Here is a 16,223-nt window from a genome sequence, read left to right as displayed (position 1 = left end):
AGAGGGTAGACACATGGAGAATAGACGAAAAAAATTAGGGTTATTAGTAACTCTATGCTGTGCTTTATTTATAATATTTTTATCATTTTTCTTAAATAAATAGAGTGACTACTTTACAGACGGAAGCTGGTTTTTTGTTATTTATTCAAGTCTGCACCTGTGAAGTCCCACTGCATATGATCATAGACATGCCCGCTCAAAATCCGCTCGGAAACGGTCCTGAAGCCGACTTTTTCGTAAAGTTTTTTTGCCTGCTGATTATCCTTTTCGCAATTCAGGCCGATGACGGTTTCATCCACTGCTGACGCGAGTGTCGGCAGTGCCTGCAGCAATTGGTGGGCGACACCTTTTCCGCGCGCTGACTGCTTCGTCACGATGGAATCCAAATACCATTCTCCGGCAAACGTTTCGCTGTCGGAGAAAAGTCTGGGCGCCGTGACGTGCATTTCCTCAAAAGCTGTCCGGAGTGCGGCATCGATGATGGGTTCGGAAGCTCCCGGATAGCCGAAACAACAGCCAAGGATTTCACCGTTTTCTTCATAGACAAGACCATTCCGGTAACTGAATCGGTAGACGTCCTCGTGCATGGCTCGAACCATCGCGGCTTTCAGAACATCCGGTTCCAGGAGGTCGAGCAGCGGCAATTCCATATCAACGAAAATCTCGTGAATCAGGTCGTAGAGTTTCGGGCAATCCTCTTTTTGGGCTTTTCGTATCATCTTGCATCGTTCCTTCCGTTTTTTTAATTCCAGTATACCATTAGTTGCGGAGGCGCATCAGTTACTGTTCACTGCATTTCTGCTGTGGTAAACTGGTCGATAGAAGAGGAAGTCTCGTTTAAAAGGAGGGGTCGGTTTGGCGAAGATTAAGGCCAGCGGGAGTGGGAAGGCAATGAAGAGGATTGTCGTCATCGGCTGCAGCGGATCGGGAAAGTCCACTTTTTCACGCAAGCTGCAGCAGTTGACGGGACATCCCTTGCACCATCTCGATAAACTGTATTGGCTGCCCGATTGGGAATTGTGCTCTGATGCGGAACAGGACCGGATCCAAAAAGAACTGGTCAAAGAAGACAGGTGGATAATCGACGGCAATTACCAACGGAGTCTGCCGATCAGGCTGGAGCGTGTGGACACGGTCTTCTTTTTCGACTACCCAAGAAGATTGTGCCTTTACCGCGCCTTGAAACGCGTCGTTTTGAACCGCAAAGTGACCCGTCCCGATATGGGAGAGGGTTGCCCGGAGCGCTTCGATTGGGAATTTATGAAATTCATTTGGAACTTCAACAAAAATAACCGTCCGGGTTTGATTGCTTTATTCGATCAGGCGCCGGCCGGTATCGAAATCCAACATTTTCGCAGACCGCGCGAGGCGGCCTATTATTTGCGGGCATTGGAGGAACAAAAAGAAGAAGAAGCCGCATAAAACAGCGGCTTCTTCTTCTTTTTGTATTATTGGTTTCCTTGACGACGGTATTGCGAAGGCGTGCAGTTCGACAATTCCCGGAATGTTTTCGAGAAATGTGACGGTGACTGGAAGCCGACCAAGTGTGCAATATCGGCGATTGCGATATTGGTGTTGCGCAACATTTTTTGCGCTTCATCGATACGGATATGGATCAAGTAGTCGATCGGCGACATGCCGACTTCCTGTTTGAAGATACGGATCAAGTAGAATTTGTTGATGTGGACCAGATCCACCAAATCATCCAATGTGATGTTCTTGTGGTAGTTCACTTTCATGTAGTTCTTCACCGTTTGGATTTCTTTGTGGTTCTTTTTGTTCAGTGAGTTGCGGATCGAGAATTCTTCCAGACGCAACAAGTGGATCAGGATGATCTCGACGAAGCGTTTGCTGACCTCTTCGTAGCCTTGGTTGCGTGTGCTCATTTCATCCAGCAACAGATTCAGGAAAGTTGCGGTTTCTTTTTCACCGTCGTTGTGGCGGTAGTAAGAGAAATCGCTTTCTGCGTCCCCGATTTTTGAGAACTCCAGACCGTGGATGCCGACTTCGATGATCTCTGCTGCTTTATCTCCTGTCAGGTCCCAATAATACTCTACATTTGGATTCAATAAGATCAATTGATCTTTTGAAAGCTTTTCCGTCGTTTCTTTCATTATTAAAGAAACATCCCCAGATGTAACGTAAAAAAGTTTAACATAAGGGAATTTTTGGTAGTTAGTAGGTTGGGCGGCTGTGATTGTATTCTTCTCAGCAAGTACAATCTTCAAGGAGAGGTTTTTTATGTTGGACATGGTGTACATAGTAATCCTCCTAACGTAATCTATCTGATAGCAACGGTTCGACAATTTGAAAATTAATTGACTCAAATTCCATATCATCCGAACGAGCCAATAACAATAATAATATACTATTTTTTTTGTTTGTCTAGTATATTTTATAAAAATATAAAAATTTAATCCTTGTCATAAAAAGGCTTATTTGTAATATGTATGTAATTTAATCTGACATGTACAAACTAGCGTCTAAAAATGATAAGTTTATTGCGGAAAGTATGTTGCCGTTAACGAACCCAATTTATTGATGCGACAAAGGGGGCAAATATTTTGCCATTAAAGCTTATGGATTGAGGGATCGGTGCCGCTCCTCCCAATCGCGGCCGACTGCAAAAAAAGTATCTGGCTACAGGATCACTATCCAATTTTGGCGTGCAATTTAATGGCCACTTCAACATGAATTTCTGTTCCAAAGGCAACAGAAATATTTTAGGAGAGTAATCGACATAAAGTCTGTTTTTGTTTATTAAAAACAGGTGCAAAAACAAAATAACTACAGTGATTTACACTTGGAAGCCCGCTTAAAGGCTTTTTTAGCGATTTCAAATGATTTGAAATCGCAATATAGCTGATGTAAAAATATTTGTTTTCTGGATACTAGGATTTCTGCTCATTAAAAAGTGAGGGACAGGAGAGGCCAGGAAGGGATACTTTTCTGGAAATGCTTATGGGTTGGGATTCCTCAGGTGCTGTAGTATATTTGTACCCTAATGCGATAAACGGTATTTCATGTATAGTATAGCACCATCACGTGAAAACGTCATTAAATAACTGAACATTTTTATATCAACTGAACGGAATTTGTATAAATTTTTATAAATTCTATGTAGGATGTTTGTTTCAGCTTTCAGTTAATTGCACAATTTTCAGTATTTGGCAGCCAAACGAGTCAGGTGCGTAGGCTTTCTTGCTTTGTTTTGTAAGCAATATGGTAAAATAGATTTAGAATTGTAAGGGATTACGGTCCGGAGGTGCAAAAGATGAAAGGTGATTATAGTCTCTTTTTTGAGTATTATTACGCGATTTATGATTATGTGCTGGATGACAAAATCGCGGTGACAGAGCATACGTTGCATGATTTCCTGCATACGCAACAATACTATCGATTATCTCATGAGGCGCAACGTTTCGCGAAGCGGTTTGCCGAAGAAGACATTTCTGTGGACCGACTGTTGCTGAACGAACGAGAAGCGCATGAGTGGTATCTCTTCTATTACAAACAAAACTTTCCTGCAGGATATCCTTTCAGTCATGCGAATCTGGAATTCATGGAAGGGGAGTATGAGCTGAAAGACTTTTCACCGATAATCGGGCCACTCGGACACCAGCCCCTGCATGCGGGGGTTTTGCGGAAAAGGGTAAATGAGGATTATTTTATTTTCCCTTATTTCAAGAATCAAGTGAAGCTGTCGCACCTCATTCTCAGGCCTATTGTAAATAAATTAATGATAGAAAACAAATACAATGTCAGGAAGTCGATTGAACTCGTTCAGTTGTTTGAAGCTGAAGCAATCGGATCGGGTTGGGAGCGGACCAGAATCAAGGCGCAGATGGAAGAAGTGTTGCGACAACAGTTACATTATCGCGTCAGTTATTCTGATATAAAAAAACTGTGGCTACAGATGATTTTCATCAGCTTCCGTTACGAAAAGGATGAGGCGAGTTATATCCAGTGGGAGCATCATGATTATGCGGATACGGTCCGGAAATTAGAAAATTTCGCGGCGGTTTTGGATGGCAATCCGGACATTCAGCTGACTGCTGAAGAAGGCGCGTTGCTGAAATGGGTACGTTTCGTCGTCTTTCGATCCCGTGGCATGCATGACAGGGCGAAGGAAGAGGCACATAAGCTCTTGGAACGCGAAGAATTGGTTGTGGGTGCAAGCCGGCAGCCGTTGTACACTAAGTTGGACATTGTGCCCGTCAATGATACCTACAAAGATTTGGTGGTCCGTAAACTGTCGATCGATTTTCGGGATATTTTGGTTTCCTATTTGTTGGATAACTATATCGCCGATCGGAAATATGAAGCAGCTTTTTTCTTGTTGCAACAATCCGATCCTTATTTCAAGCATTTTATCCCTCGGTATTACCGGAGTGCAAACCGCAACAAGTGGATGCCTGGGGAGGGCGAAGTTTCCATCGAGCAGCTTTTTCGGGAGCAGTTCCAACGGGTGCGGATTGTCCTCGGGGATCATTGGGTCGATGCATTGCATAAGGAGATCGATCAAGAAATGAAGGAAGGCGTTAGCCTGAAGAAGGACGCGTTTGATTGGTTGTTACGATACTTGTATAATGTGATGAGTATTTTCCATGAAATGCAAGAAAGCGAATTGGCCGATCAGATGAACACCTTTTATGCGCAAATCCGCCTGGCGGAATAAAAAAAGAAGCAGCCGGCTCAAAAGTCGGACTGCTTCTTTTTGTTGCTCGTAGTTGAACTCTGAATTGCAGGGGGTTCCGCCTAAGCTGACAACCACACACGGACAAAAAACGTCCGCTTAGTGTTTGTCCTCTTAGTGCTCGCCCCCTACCCGCAATTCATCTTATCCTGTAGTTGAGTTCTGATTCGCAGATACCACTACCGTTTCGCACCCCGCGGAGTGAACAAAAGAGGTTCACTTCGTGGGGGACTCCAACGTCCGGGTATCTAAACGCGAATCATCACATCCTGCAAGTTGAACTCTGAATTGCAGCGGGTTCCGCCTAAGCTGACAACCGCAATTCATCGTATCCTTTTTCTTAATCGTGGCGGAGGGCTTCTACTGGGTCCAGGCGGGCTGCTTTTTGAGCTGGCATCAGGCCAGCGACCATGCTGATGATCACGCTGGTGACGATACCGAATACTGCAAAGGCCGGTGTCATATTCAGGATGGCCGTGTCAAAAAGATTCTCCACAACGATGTTTCCGACAACGGTGATGAGGTAGGCGATGCCTACGCCCAGAATTCCGCTGAACAGGCCGATCAGGAAGGACTCGGAAACGAAGATGCGGCGGATATCTTTCTTCCGGCCACCAATCGCTTTGATGACGCCGATTTCTTGTGTCCGTTCCACAACGCTGATGTAGAGCACTGTCAAAATCATGATCGCGGATACGAACAAGGATATGCCTGCCACCCCGGAAAGGATGTACGTGAAGATATCCAACATCTGGGTGAACGTGGAAGCCAGGGCATCCGCTGATGAACCGCGGTAACCTAGAGCGGCTACTTCATCTTTGATGGATTGGGTATTTTCAGGATCCTCAGATACCAAGTAGACAACATTGGGCTCCACTTCCATATTGTTCTCTGCAGTCAATGTTTCAAAGGAATCAGCTGACATGTATACGGACTCGAATGCGCCGATGGCTTGGCCGGCTGTGTAAATGCCGCTGATTATGTAATTTTTTTCCAACGACTCACCATCTATCGTAACGTCCAGAGTCACTTCTTTTCCGATGGCTTCTTCTGTAGTAGCGCCCATCTGATTGGCGATGCCTTCTGTGACCAGAATCTCGCCTTCTTCAGGAAATGCCCCGAAAAGGATGTTGGAATCGGTCATACCAGAGGTCGTCCCGAAAGTCATGAAGGAGTATTTATTATCTTCAAAGATAACGTTATCGCTTCCGATCGTAAAAGAAGTATAGGCCAGATTGACTTCGGCGACATGCGGAATATTCCGCAATTCCTCAATGTTTTCTTCTTCGAACGGATCGGACTGCGTTACGCCCGTAGGAGGACCCGATGGCGTAGAGCCGGCAGGTATCTCAGCCCCGGTAGGAGTCGTGATCATCATAGATGAATCGGTGTTTTCGCTATTGTTGGTTTCGATGACGACGGGCATCTGGACTTCACTGACAAGCGGATTGACATTGGCGTTCATCGTTTCGGTCAGGTAGTCATTGACGCCTTCGCCAAGGGACAGCATCACGATGATGCTCATGATTCCGATGCTGCCGCCAAGAGCGATAAGGATGTTCCGGGCCAACTTTTCCTTCATATTAAGAAGAGCCAAGCGGATTGCTGCAAGAAAAGTGAGATTTTTACTCTTACTTTTCTGTTGTAATTCAAACGCGTTGTCGTGCAAGGCAATCTCTCCTTGACGGATATCGCCGATGATTTTTCCGTCATCGATTGTGACGACGCGTGTGGAGCGGGCCGCTACCTTCTCCGAGTGGGTGACCATGATGACGAGTTTGCCGGTTTTGGCGATATCTTGGATGATGTCCAGCACCTGATCCGTTGTCTGCGAGTCCAAGGCCCCGGTAGGTTCATCGGCAATGATGATATCCGGATCATTGACCAATGCGCGGGCTATGGCCACACGCTGTTTTTGCCCGCCTGATAACTGGCTGGGTTTCTTTTTGTATTGATCTTCAAGGCCGAGTTGTTTCAGGACTTCTATCGCCCTTGCGACCCGTGTTTTTTTGTCGACATTCGACAGCGTCATCGCCAATGTGACGTTGTCCAGCACGCTGAGGTGGGAAACAAGATTGAAACTCTGGAAAACGAAGCCGATTTTCTCTTTGTGGTAATTCACGAAATCTTTTTCCTTGAACGTGCTCATTTTTTGGCCGTCAATGGTTATTTCGCCTGAAAACTGGCTATCCAGACCGCCCAATAAGTTCATCAAGGTTGATTTTCCGCTGCCGGATTCGCCGACGATTGAGACCAATTCGCCTTTGTCCAAGGAAAGGTTGACGTCCTTGAGTGCCTGGAAATCTTCTGCGCCGCTGATCGGGTAAAATTTATTCAGATTTTTTAGTTCGACAAAAGCCATAGTTATGGGATGCCTCCTTATTATTTTAAAAGAAATGACGATGAGTGAGTATTTACTCACCGTTTGATTAGTCAAGTATAGCGATTCGGGAACGGGCTGTCAATGCTATTGCTTATCAGGTTTCAGTCCTTTGACGATCTGCTGGGTCAGATAGACGATTTCGGCTTCTTTGTCGCGCTTTGTATCCGTGAAAAGGACGTAATGGGTCAGGTGATTGCCGAACAGGATACTCATGATGAATTGCCAAATGACGGGATTCGGCCAATCGACGATTTCATGTTTTTCTTTATAGCCGTCGAGGATTGCGTAAATGCCTTCTATCAAGTCCTTGGGGATCATCGTGATGAACTCTTGGCAACGCTGTTTATCGTACATCATTTCAGTTAGAAAAATTTTTCCTGACTGGAAATGCTCTTCCGGCATCATAACATCCTTGCGCACGATGAATTCCACGAACCGCTCAAATGGCGCGTTCTCTGCAGAATTGCGGAACCGCTTCACTTGGATGAGCGCTTCCGTTGAGATGATATCGCGCAGAATCGGGAAAATTGTAGCGTAAAGCAAATTTTCCTTCGTGCCGAAATGTTTGTAGATGGTTCCTTCAGCAACATTGGCTGCTTTTGCGATGTCCTTTGTGCTGGTGTTGGAGAATCCTTTCGTCGAGAACAGCACGACACAAGCATCCAGAATATCCTGCATCTTGGGCGACAAACCCTCTTTACTGCGAATTTTTTGTTTTAAAGCTTCCACAAACTTTTCCATTTAACGTATGCTCCTCTGAGTGATGTTGCTTCCATAGTACTCGGACCGACGGATTATTGCAAGCCGACACCGTGAAGGGCCCTCTTTCACGAAATACATGTGATAAATCACTAAAAAGGTGCTAAGATGAAAGTATGATGAGAAATGGAGGGGAAAAGATGCACAAAAATAAACTTGTTGTTGTGGGTGTGGGTCACGTGGGTTCCTATGTGTTGGCTGATGCAATGAAATTGAGATTATTTGCGGAAATCGCGACAATCGATATTCTAAAGGATGTTGCCCATGGGGAAGCCTTGGATCAGGCACATGCGACCGCATTGACCTATATGTCCAATGTGGATGTACACGCTGGGGATTACGCCGATTGCGCGGATGCGGACATCATCATTATCGCTGCCGGACCGAGTGTCATGAAGGATGATAACAATCCGAATGCCGTTCCAGATCGCGCCTCCTTGACCGGCAAAAATGCGGCGGTCATCCGTGAAGTGATGGCCGAAATCATAAAATATACAAAAGAGGCCATCATCATTCTGATCACAAATCCATTGGACACGGTGACCTATATTGCGGCCAGCGAGTTCGACTATCCGGAAGGGCGGATATTCGGGACTGGCACCATGCTGGACTCAGCCCGTCTGCGGAAAGTGATTTCGCAACAATACGGTGTCGATCCTAAAAGCGTGACCGGCTACATGATGGGCGAACACGGATTCACGGCATTCCCGGTGGTGAGCCGGTTGGCGATAAACGGCATCCGCTATGAGGAGTTCGCAAGCCATTTCCCGGAAGTGGAGATACTGGATCCTGAAGCGATCGGTGCAGCGGTTGTGAAGTCGGCCTACGATGTCTTGAACGGGAAAGGGTGGACGAACGCAGGAGTTGCGCAATCGGCCATCACCTTGGCGCAATCGGTCCTGTTGGATGAAAAGAGCGTCCACCCCGTCTGCACGATTCTTCGCGGACAGTACGGTCATGACGGCGATGTTGCTTTGAGCATGCCTTGTCTGATCGGCCGTAATGGCGTAGAAAAACAATTCGGGGTCGCTTTGGATGAGTGGGAATCCGCCAAACTCAATGCTTCCATCGATTACATCCAATTGGCGATGAAGGATGCGAAGACGGGTCCATTCAAACAGTAATCACAAGGGAGCACGGCCACAGGCTATGCTCTTTTTTTTATGGCGCCTTTTTTGTTGCTAAGCCCTTAAAGGCATCGCAAAATTTGACAAAGGTGCGCATGGATATCCATAATTATGATATAGACGTTTCGTTTTGTCAGCAACAGGTCTAATGTTGGATGCGCTCACCTTATTTTGTTGGGAAGGCAGGCATAGAGATGGCAGCCATAATCAATGTGAAAAATTTCTCGAAATTTTATGGGGATTACCTTGCAGTGGAGGATGTTTCTTTCGAAGTAGAAGAAGGCAGCAGCTTTGCTTTTCTGGGTCCGAACGGTGCGGGCAAGAGCACGACAATTAACGCCCTATGTACGATAATCGATAAAACCTCAGGAGTGCTTTTGATTGATGGAGAAGATGTTTCTAAGCAACAGAAAAAAGTTCGAAAAGCGATAGGCATCGTTTTTCAAGAACCTACATTGGATCAGCAGATGACAGTGCAAGAAAATCTGGTTGCTCACTGCATCCTATATGGGGTACCAAGGGATGAAATAGGGGAACGAATCGGAATACTGTTGGATCTCGTTGATTTGTTGGAATGGCGGAATAGGACGGTCTCTACCCTTTCCGGCGGGATGAAGCGTCGTGTGGAGATTGTGCGCGCGTTGGTCCATTATCCGAAAGTTCTTTTTTTGGACGAGCCGACGACGGGGCTGGATCCCCAGACACGAAATCGCATGTGGGAATATATCATGAAGCTGCAGAAGGAGAAAAATATCACAATTTTCTTGACGACGCACTATATTGAAGAAGCGGAAGTGTGCGATCGAGTGGCTATCATGGACGACGGAAAAATCATCGTCAATGATACCCCGCAAGCTTTGAAAACCCGGTATACCAAAACGCGGGCCGTATTGAAAGTGAAAGATTCCCGAAAAGCTGAAATCTATTTACTGCAGCAGGAGTTCCGTTATGAGAAAAGCGGGGAATACTTGCACCTTGAGGTAGATGACATGGAAAGATTTATTGAGACAATCCATTCATTGAAGGATGATGTTCTCGACTTGGAGGTTACGAAAGGGAGTCTGAATGACGTTTTTCTTGAAATCACAGGCAAAAAAATCCGTGAAGGCGGTGATGCAGGGTGAGAGCCATCTGGACATTATGCTTGCGCAATCTGCGTAACTTTATGCGCAACCGCATCCGCTTGCTGATTACTTTTCTTACGCCTTTTGCTTTCATTTATGTATTGTCCTCCCTTTTTCAAAACCAGCTGCAAGAAAATTCCGTCAATCATGTCATTGCGGGCGTGACAATCGCCACCGTATTTCAAACATCATTGAATATCGCGGCGACTACGATTGAGGACATCAGTTCAGGGTACATGAAGGAAATACTGGTTAGCCCCATCAATCGTTTCCAGGTAGCGTTCGGACAGTTGTTGGCAGGCGCCCTGATTGCGACGATGCAAGGCTTCATCATTTTTGTGATTGGGATGTTCACCGGTCTGGGATTCGAAAAGCCGCATACAATTGTGTTGGTCTTCCTGTCCATGTTCTTGGTAGGAATGGTCTATTCTGCCTTGGGGCTGTGGGTTGCCACCATCGTTCGGGATGCGCAAACCTACCAAATCGTTGGACAAGCGGTAGTTCTCCCGCTGGTTTTTTTATCCGGTGCTTATGTTCCCGTGAGCCTTTTTCCGACGTTTTTGGAATACCTGTCTTATGCGAATCCCATGACCTATACGACCATGTTTTTTCGGGCAATTGTCTTGGAAAACAACGGAACAGATGCCGAAATGGTCAAAAATGGATTAGCGCTGAATATAAATGGATTCATATTCAGGCCATGGATGAGCGGCCTCGCCGTATTCGGTTGCGGCCTCGTATTCCTCACTATGGCAACAGTTACGTTTCAACGAGCAGATTTTACGCATAAACGAAAGAGAAGCAGGAAAACAGAGAGGGTTGAATAGCATTCTTTTCGCATCAGCGAAATTGTAAGAGAGGGGTGGCAAAAATGAAATTTAAAGACGCGTTTTGGAAAGCCTACAAAGGAATGGGGCGTTCCATCAGTCGTTATCCGTTGACCGTGCTATTTTTGATCGCGGTCGCAGTTTTGAACAGCTTCATGATCGAAAACCCGCGCGAGGATTATGCCCGCTATCTGTTCACTTTTTTGGTAGGGGCGATGCTGAGCATCGTTGGCCAAATGGTTTATGAACGTTTCTTCACGCAACTGAATGCCCGCTATCTGCTGATGGGTGGGGCTGTGTTGCTAACGACCGGCTATTATTTCGCGGTCGGCCCGCAGACGCAGTACAATATAGCCATTAATGTCAAAACGGGTGTGGCGCTGTTCGCACTTATGATCGCCTTCATTTGGATTCCTTCAATAAAGAGCGTGAAGGTTCCGTTCCATCGGAGCTTCCTTTCGGCGCTGAAGGCATTCTTCACGACGGTGCTCTTCACGGGGGTATTGGCAGGCGGAATCAGCGCCATTTTTTACGCCACTGATTACCTTCTCTTCAATCTTGATTTCAAAATTCTCACGCATCTTTTGAATATTGTAGGTTCCTTGTTTGCGCCGATCTATTTCTTATCGATGACGCCGCTGTATCCGGGCAAACGTGAAGAATTGATACCGGATGAGGCATGGGCGAAGCGCGGGGAAACGCTCGATCGTCAATTTATGGTGCCGCGCTTCCTGGAAATCCTGATTTCCTACATCATCATTCCTTTGACGGCCATCTACACGTTGATCCTTGTGATCTATGTCGTCATGAATATCAGAGGGGAATTCTGGACAGACAATCTTATGGAGCCGTTGCTTGTTTCCTATGCGATCATCGTCATCATCGTCTATATCCTTGCCTGCAATCTCGAGAATAAATTTGCCGACCTGTTCCGCAAGATTTTTCCTAAGATCCTGATTCCGATAGTCGTCTTCCAGACCGTCGCCTCCTTCCTGAAAATCAGGGAGATGGGCGTCACGCACGGCCGCTATTATGTCATCCTGTTCGGCATCTTCGCGACGATAGCCGGTGTGATCTTCAGCTTCATGAAACCGAAGCATAATGGTTTGATCGCTATCGCATTGCTTGTGTTGTCGGCCATTTCCATCATTCCGCCGATCGATGCCTTTACTGTCAGCAAGAACAACCAGATTGGCTTTTTGGAACAGAAACTATTGGAAAATGATATGTTGGTGGATAACGCAATCGTTCCGAAAAGTGATGTTTCCATCGACGATAAGATCGTCATCACAAAGGTCGCGTCCTACATCGACAACATGGGCTACAATAAAGAGGTAGCCTACTTGCCGAGCGATTTCAATGTCTACAGTGATTTCAGCGATACCTACGGATTTGACATGACCTATTCCGAAACGGAATATCCGCAAGGTGAGGGCGAATTCGTCTATCTGAACTGGGATGCCGATCCTGTTGTGGGAATCGCAAATTTCGATGTCATGATCCATCAGTATCTCTACTATTCCGAAGTCGAAACTAGCCCCGTCGAAACTACCGATTTTGAAGTGAACGGCCAACCATACCAATTGGAAAAAAGATTGGATGGAACGTATTATGTTTTGACCGTAAAGGATGCGACAGGAGAGAAATTGATCGTTTATAATACCCGCGAAGTGTACGATGCGATTTTCGAGGAGGCTGCGACTTCCGGATTCGACAAAGGGAATCTGACAATCGAGGATGCGACGGTAACTACCGAAAATGACCAGATCAGAATGAATATTTTGGTCAATTCCTTGGAGCGCACACCGGATTTTACCGGTGGAGATCTCTATATCTTCATGGAATTCAAGTAAATAAGAGGTCCGCAAGTATACTTCAAAGCCCCAGTGCGCAATTAGAGCGTAACCGGGGCTTTTTTGATTTTTATCAATGAATGAACATGTAAGGAATAGTGACGCAGAAGAAGGGTAGTTAGATGGGGTTTCGGCGATTGGATTATATATGGTGTGAGGTTTTGTGACCCAAATTGTTATGATAAATTAGACTTTTGGAAAAAACCCCCTTATAGTTAGTTTAATAATTGAATTGCATCCTGAAACGAGGTGCTTATCTGACTTTTGTGTGACTAAATCTCACGCAATCGGGAAGGGAGAGATAATATGGTGTATGGGATGGAGATTGAAGGAAACAAAAAAATATATGATTTCGAATCGGTCATCAGCAGAAGAGACAAAGGTTCCGTGAAGTGGCAACAGATGTATCAATGGATGCCGGATGTAGCGGATGATGTGGTGCCGCTTACGGTGGCGGACATGGAATTCAGGACTGCGCCCGAAATCACCAAAGGGCTACAGGAATATTTGGAAGACAACATATTGGGCTACAGTATACCCACCGAAGGCTACTACCAAGCAGTAATCGATTGGCAACGGCGCCGGCACAATTTTGAGGTGGAGAAGGAATGGATTCTGACCAGTCCTGGCGTCGTCTCTGCCTTTTATGCAGCGGTCCGGGCTTATACTCAGCCAGGTGAAGGTGTCATCATCATGACGCCGGTCTATTATCCGTTCTTTGGAGCTATCGAAAACGCAGGCCGGAAAGTCGTCAGGAATCCGCTCTTGAATCGCGCGGACGATTACACGATCGACTTTAAAGGGCTTGATCATTTCTGCCGTAAGAAGGAGAACAAGCTGATTATTTTCTGCAGTCCGCATAATCCGGTCGGCAGGGTGTGGACGGAAGAGGAACTGGCCCGTTTAGCAGATATCGTGCTTCGCTATGACATGATTATTGTTGCGGATGAAATCCATCACGATTTGATTATGCCGGGCTACGAACATAAGGTTTTCCAGACGCTTTCCCATGCGGTGGCGGAAAGGACGATCACCTGCACTGCACCATCAAAAACATTCAATCTAGCTGGCCTGTGCACGTCCAACATCATTATCCAAAATGAAGTTTTGCGGAAGAAAATGTCCGATGCGCTTGGCAGTGTCGCCTGCGGTATGGTTGGGACGCTAGGCTTGGAAGGGTGCCGGATTGCCTACGATGATGCGGAACAGTGGCTTGATCATCTGATACCGGTCATCGACAGGAATCAGCATCTGGTGCGCGACTTCTTCGCCGCAAATTTCCCTAAAATTACCGCACCCTTGGTTGAGGGGACTTATCTGCAATGGGTGAACTTCAAGGCACTGGGACTAGCGCCGGAAGAACTGGAAAAGTTTATGCGGGAAGAAGCGCAGTTCTTTACTGATGAAGGTTATATCTTCGGTGAAGAGGGCGAGGGCTATGAGCGCATCAATCTGGCAGCGCCAACCAAAGTGATCGAAGACACGCTTGATCGCCTTGGGGAAGCTTTATATAGAATCCAACATTAACCAGTAAACTAGTTAGTTGTGCGTTTTATCGAGAAGGAGGGAGCAATACCATGAAAAATTTTATTAGATGGGAATCCGTTGTCCGTTATTTCGCTGAAAAGAAACCTGAAAAGGCAAAGAAACCAAAAAAAGTAGAAGAGATCAGGGAAGCTTCCATCATCACTGCGGCAATCGATTAGTTTCGGAAAAACTCGCATGAGGAACGTACGAGGTAATGGCTTAATGGCAAATAATTCATTCAAAAATACGGAACGCGGTTGGCTGCGCGTTCCGTGTTTTTTTGCGTCAAACCTGTCCCGGCCGGTAAACTCTGTGATATGATGGGTGTACTATTTTTATCAATAAGGAAAGGTGTGGGGTTGTGTCGAAAGGAAAAGGGAAAGTGATGCTGTCGATGCTGATATTCGGGACGATCAGCATCTTCGTTAAAAATATAGATTTGGCTTCCAATCAGGTTGCCTTCTTCCGGGGGGCTTTGGGGAGCCTGTTCCTTTGGGGAACCTTGCTGGTGCGCAAGGAAAGGATTCCTTTGGCGCTAATCAGGGAAAATGCTAAATTCCTGTTGCTTTCGGGTTTTGCGGTCGGCATGAACTGGATTCTGCTGTTTGAAGCTTTCCGTTACACGACTGTATCGAATGCGACATTGAGCTATTATTTCCAGCCAATCTTCATGACGCTGTTGGCGCCATTCGTTTTCAAGGAAGCCTTGACCGCGAAGAAACTTGCTTGTGTTGCTTTGGCGATGTTGGGGATGTTCCTGATTATCGGAGTGAGCCCCAACGCGGCAGGATATAATCATCCAATCGGGATCGGATTCGGATTGGGTGCAGCATTTTTCTATGCGGTTGCTATCCTCTCAAACAAAAAAATCACTGGTCTTGGCGGGATCCCTCTGACGGCTCTGACGCTCGTCATCGCTACCGGAATCCTGACGCCTTACGTCGCGCTGACTTCCGGTTTCGGATTAGGACAATTGACTGGGGGCTCCATCACCAATCTGCTTTTTCTGGGGATCATCCACACGGGGATAGCTTATGTGCTGATGTTTGCAGGCGCCCAAGCGGTCGAGAGTCAAACGTTCGCTGTACTCAGCTATGTGGACCCGGTGACGGCAATCGTTGTTTCAGCGGTATTCCTGAAAGAAGATCTGTCACCCGTGCAATTGGTGGGGGGCGTGCTGATATTGGCTGCGGCCTTCCTGAATGAATTTTTTGGCAACAAAGAGAAACAAATAGCGATCAGCGAAAATTAGCGAAAAGGCCGTCTCCCTTCTATATGGGAATTGAATTTATGCTCAGAAATAACCCGTCAAAAGCTTTTCAGCGGGGAAAATCAGTTCAAATAATAGTCAGAAAAACCGCCGAAACCACGTTGGTGGGGAATTCCGCCACGAATGCGAAACCCAGAAAAAACATACTAGCAAGCAACAACGAAAGGGGTGGCCTCCAAATTGAGACCACCCCTTTCGTTCGGCAAACGTTCAGTTGTTAAGCGATTTTTGTCATGCGTTTCAGGAGGGCTTTTTCCCATGTGTCATAGTGGGTGACTGCAAACTTAAAGAGGGTCCCGTCTTTCTTTTCAATAATCAGCGCTTTGCGGAGGCCGTAAGTACCTGGACGTACGCTTCTAATGTCATCGTATGGGATGGCGATATCGTAGATGCCGTCAGCGAAGGCCTTTGAGAAGGGTTTAAAGAAAATTTTCGTCATGATTTTGGCTATTTCCGGCATATCAAAGCGGAGTTGTTTGTCAGTCAAAAAGCCAAAGCCATCCAGGGCGGACTGTTCGCTACGGCACCAACTCATCCTACCGCTGTACAAGGTGACTTCCCCTGATCTGTCTCCTGTCTTTTTAAACATATCGATTCCTTCTTTCGCAAGAAAAACAATAGCAATCCTTCGTGCCTATTATACCAAGAAGCTAAGCA

At 46.3% G+C, this 16,223-nt stretch carries 14 protein-coding genes; 9 read left to right on the top strand and 5 right to left on the bottom strand.

Features of this window, described 5'->3' with window-relative positions; all coding sequences use genetic code 11:
• Positions 1 to 137 precede the first annotated feature (137 nt).
• The gene (locus tag BLV66_RS11225; protein WP_086986251.1) at positions 138 to 719 is read right to left on the bottom strand and encodes a GNAT family N-acetyltransferase; all 582 of its coding nucleotides are present in this window, start codon (positions 717 to 719) and stop codon (positions 138 to 140) included.
• Between the two features lie 136 nt (positions 720 to 855).
• Between BLV66_RS11225 and BLV66_RS11220 the strand changes: the two genes are divergently transcribed.
• The gene (locus tag BLV66_RS11220; RefSeq protein ID WP_086986250.1) at positions 856 to 1,422 is read left to right on the top strand and encodes a P-loop NTPase family protein; all 567 of its coding nucleotides are present in this window, start codon (positions 856 to 858) and stop codon (positions 1,420 to 1,422) included.
• A 26-nt stretch (positions 1,423 to 1,448) separates the two neighbouring features.
• Here BLV66_RS11220 and BLV66_RS11215 read toward each other — a convergent pair whose 3' ends face one another.
• Positions 1,449 to 2,261 carry an AraC family transcriptional regulator gene (locus tag BLV66_RS11215; protein WP_159072203.1) on the bottom strand — a complete coding sequence of 271 codons (813 nt, stop codon included), beginning with the start codon at positions 2,259 to 2,261 and terminating at the stop codon, positions 1,449 to 1,451.
• 1,013 nt (positions 2,262 to 3,274) lie between these two features.
• Between BLV66_RS11215 and BLV66_RS11210 the strand changes: the two genes are divergently transcribed.
• Positions 3,275 to 4,678, top strand: coding sequence for a hypothetical protein (locus BLV66_RS11210; RefSeq protein WP_086986249.1), 1,404 nt, complete (start codon positions 3,275 to 3,277; stop codon positions 4,676 to 4,678).
• A 358-nt stretch (positions 4,679 to 5,036) separates the two neighbouring features.
• Here BLV66_RS11210 and BLV66_RS11205 read toward each other — a convergent pair whose 3' ends face one another.
• Both BLV66_RS11205 and BLV66_RS11200 read right to left on the bottom strand, forming a co-directional pair.
• Positions 5,037 to 7,058, bottom strand: a complete 2,022-nt coding sequence (locus tag BLV66_RS11205) for an ABC transporter ATP-binding protein/permease (RefSeq protein ID WP_086986248.1) — start codon at positions 7,056 to 7,058, stop codon at positions 5,037 to 5,039.
• Between the two features lie 105 nt (positions 7,059 to 7,163).
• Complete coding sequence (locus BLV66_RS11200) at positions 7,164 to 7,820, bottom strand: TetR/AcrR family transcriptional regulator (protein ID WP_086986247.1); 657 nt, start codon at positions 7,818 to 7,820, stop codon at positions 7,164 to 7,166.
• A 158-nt stretch (positions 7,821 to 7,978) separates the two neighbouring features.
• Between BLV66_RS11200 and BLV66_RS11195 the strand changes: the two genes are divergently transcribed.
• The 7 genes from BLV66_RS11195 (at position 7,979) to BLV66_RS11170 (ending at position 15,548) form a co-directional block, all read left to right on the top strand.
• Positions 7,979 to 8,962 carry a lactate/malate family dehydrogenase gene (locus BLV66_RS11195; protein ID WP_086986246.1) on the top strand — a complete coding sequence of 328 codons (984 nt, stop codon included), beginning with the start codon at positions 7,979 to 7,981 and terminating at the stop codon, positions 8,960 to 8,962.
• A gap of 197 nt (positions 8,963 to 9,159) precedes the next feature.
• Positions 9,160 to 10,089: an ABC transporter ATP-binding protein gene (locus BLV66_RS11190; RefSeq protein WP_086986245.1), complete on the top strand. Its 930-nt coding sequence runs from the start codon at positions 9,160 to 9,162 to the stop codon at positions 10,087 to 10,089.
• Positions 10,086 to 10,916, top strand: coding sequence for an ABC transporter permease (locus BLV66_RS11185; RefSeq protein WP_245826687.1), 831 nt, complete (start codon positions 10,086 to 10,088; stop codon positions 10,914 to 10,916). The genes BLV66_RS11190 and BLV66_RS11185 overlap by 4 nt, the downstream gene beginning before the upstream one ends.
• A 44-nt stretch (positions 10,917 to 10,960) precedes the next feature.
• The gene (locus tag BLV66_RS11180; RefSeq protein WP_086986244.1) at positions 10,961 to 12,769 is read left to right on the top strand and encodes a DUF4153 domain-containing protein; all 1,809 of its coding nucleotides are present in this window, start codon (positions 10,961 to 10,963) and stop codon (positions 12,767 to 12,769) included.
• Positions 12,770 to 13,075: 306 nt separating this feature from the next.
• On the top strand, positions 13,076 to 14,296 hold the full coding sequence (locus BLV66_RS11175) for a MalY/PatB family protein (protein WP_218131841.1): 1,221 nt from the start codon (positions 13,076 to 13,078) through the stop codon (positions 14,294 to 14,296).
• 50 nt (positions 14,297 to 14,346) lie between these two features.
• Positions 14,347 to 14,475: a hypothetical protein gene (locus BLV66_RS15805; protein ID WP_256327902.1), complete on the top strand. Its 129-nt coding sequence runs from the start codon at positions 14,347 to 14,349 to the stop codon at positions 14,473 to 14,475.
• A gap of 182 nt (positions 14,476 to 14,657) precedes the next feature.
• Complete coding sequence (locus tag BLV66_RS11170; RefSeq protein WP_086986243.1) at positions 14,658 to 15,548, top strand: DMT family transporter; 891 nt, start codon at positions 14,658 to 14,660, stop codon at positions 15,546 to 15,548.
• Between the two features lie 235 nt (positions 15,549 to 15,783).
• Here the strand turns inward: BLV66_RS11170 and BLV66_RS11160 are convergent, their stop codons facing one another.
• Positions 15,784 to 16,155 carry a hypothetical protein gene (locus BLV66_RS11160; protein ID WP_086986241.1) on the bottom strand — a complete coding sequence of 124 codons (372 nt, stop codon included), beginning with the start codon at positions 16,153 to 16,155 and terminating at the stop codon, positions 15,784 to 15,786.
• Between the last annotated feature and the right edge of the window lie 68 nt (positions 16,156 to 16,223).

The organism is Trichococcus collinsii, assembly GCF_900107505.1.
Classification (GTDB): Bacteria; Bacillota; Bacilli; order Lactobacillales; family Aerococcaceae; genus Trichococcus; species Trichococcus collinsii.
Note: the sequence above shows the minus strand (reverse complement) of the source record. Positions and strands in the feature narration are given on the sequence as shown.

Bases quoted from the DNA above. Each gene is read 5' to 3' on its own strand.
- BLV66_RS11225 (WP_086986251.1), bottom strand. From the start codon at position 719: ATGATACGAAAAGCCCAAAAAGAGGATTGCCCGAAACTCTACGACCTG.
- BLV66_RS11215 (WP_159072203.1), bottom strand. From the start codon at position 2,261: ATGTACACCATGTCCAACATAAAAAACCTCTCCTTGAAGATTGTACTT.
- BLV66_RS11210 (WP_086986249.1), top strand. From the start codon at position 3,275: ATGAAAGGTGATTATAGTCTCTTTTTTGAGTATTATTACGCGATTTAT.
- BLV66_RS11205 (WP_086986248.1), bottom strand. From the start codon at position 7,058: ATGGCTTTTGTCGAACTAAAAAATCTGAATAAATTTTACCCGATCAGC.
- BLV66_RS11200 (WP_086986247.1), bottom strand. From the start codon at position 7,820: ATGGAAAAGTTTGTGGAAGCTTTAAAACAAAAAATTCGCAGTAAAGAG.
- BLV66_RS11195 (WP_086986246.1), top strand. From the start codon at position 7,979: ATGCACAAAAATAAACTTGTTGTTGTGGGTGTGGGTCACGTGGGTTCC.
- BLV66_RS11190 (WP_086986245.1), top strand. From the start codon at position 9,160: ATGGCAGCCATAATCAATGTGAAAAATTTCTCGAAATTTTATGGGGAT.
- BLV66_RS11180 (WP_086986244.1), top strand. From the start codon at position 10,961: ATGAAATTTAAAGACGCGTTTTGGAAAGCCTACAAAGGAATGGGGCGT.
- BLV66_RS11175 (WP_218131841.1), top strand. From the start codon at position 13,076: ATGGTGTATGGGATGGAGATTGAAGGAAACAAAAAAATATATGATTTC.
- BLV66_RS15805 (WP_256327902.1), top strand. From the start codon at position 14,347: ATGAAAAATTTTATTAGATGGGAATCCGTTGTCCGTTATTTCGCTGAA.
- BLV66_RS11160 (WP_086986241.1), bottom strand. From the start codon at position 16,155: ATGTTTAAAAAGACAGGAGACAGATCAGGGGAAGTCACCTTGTACAGC.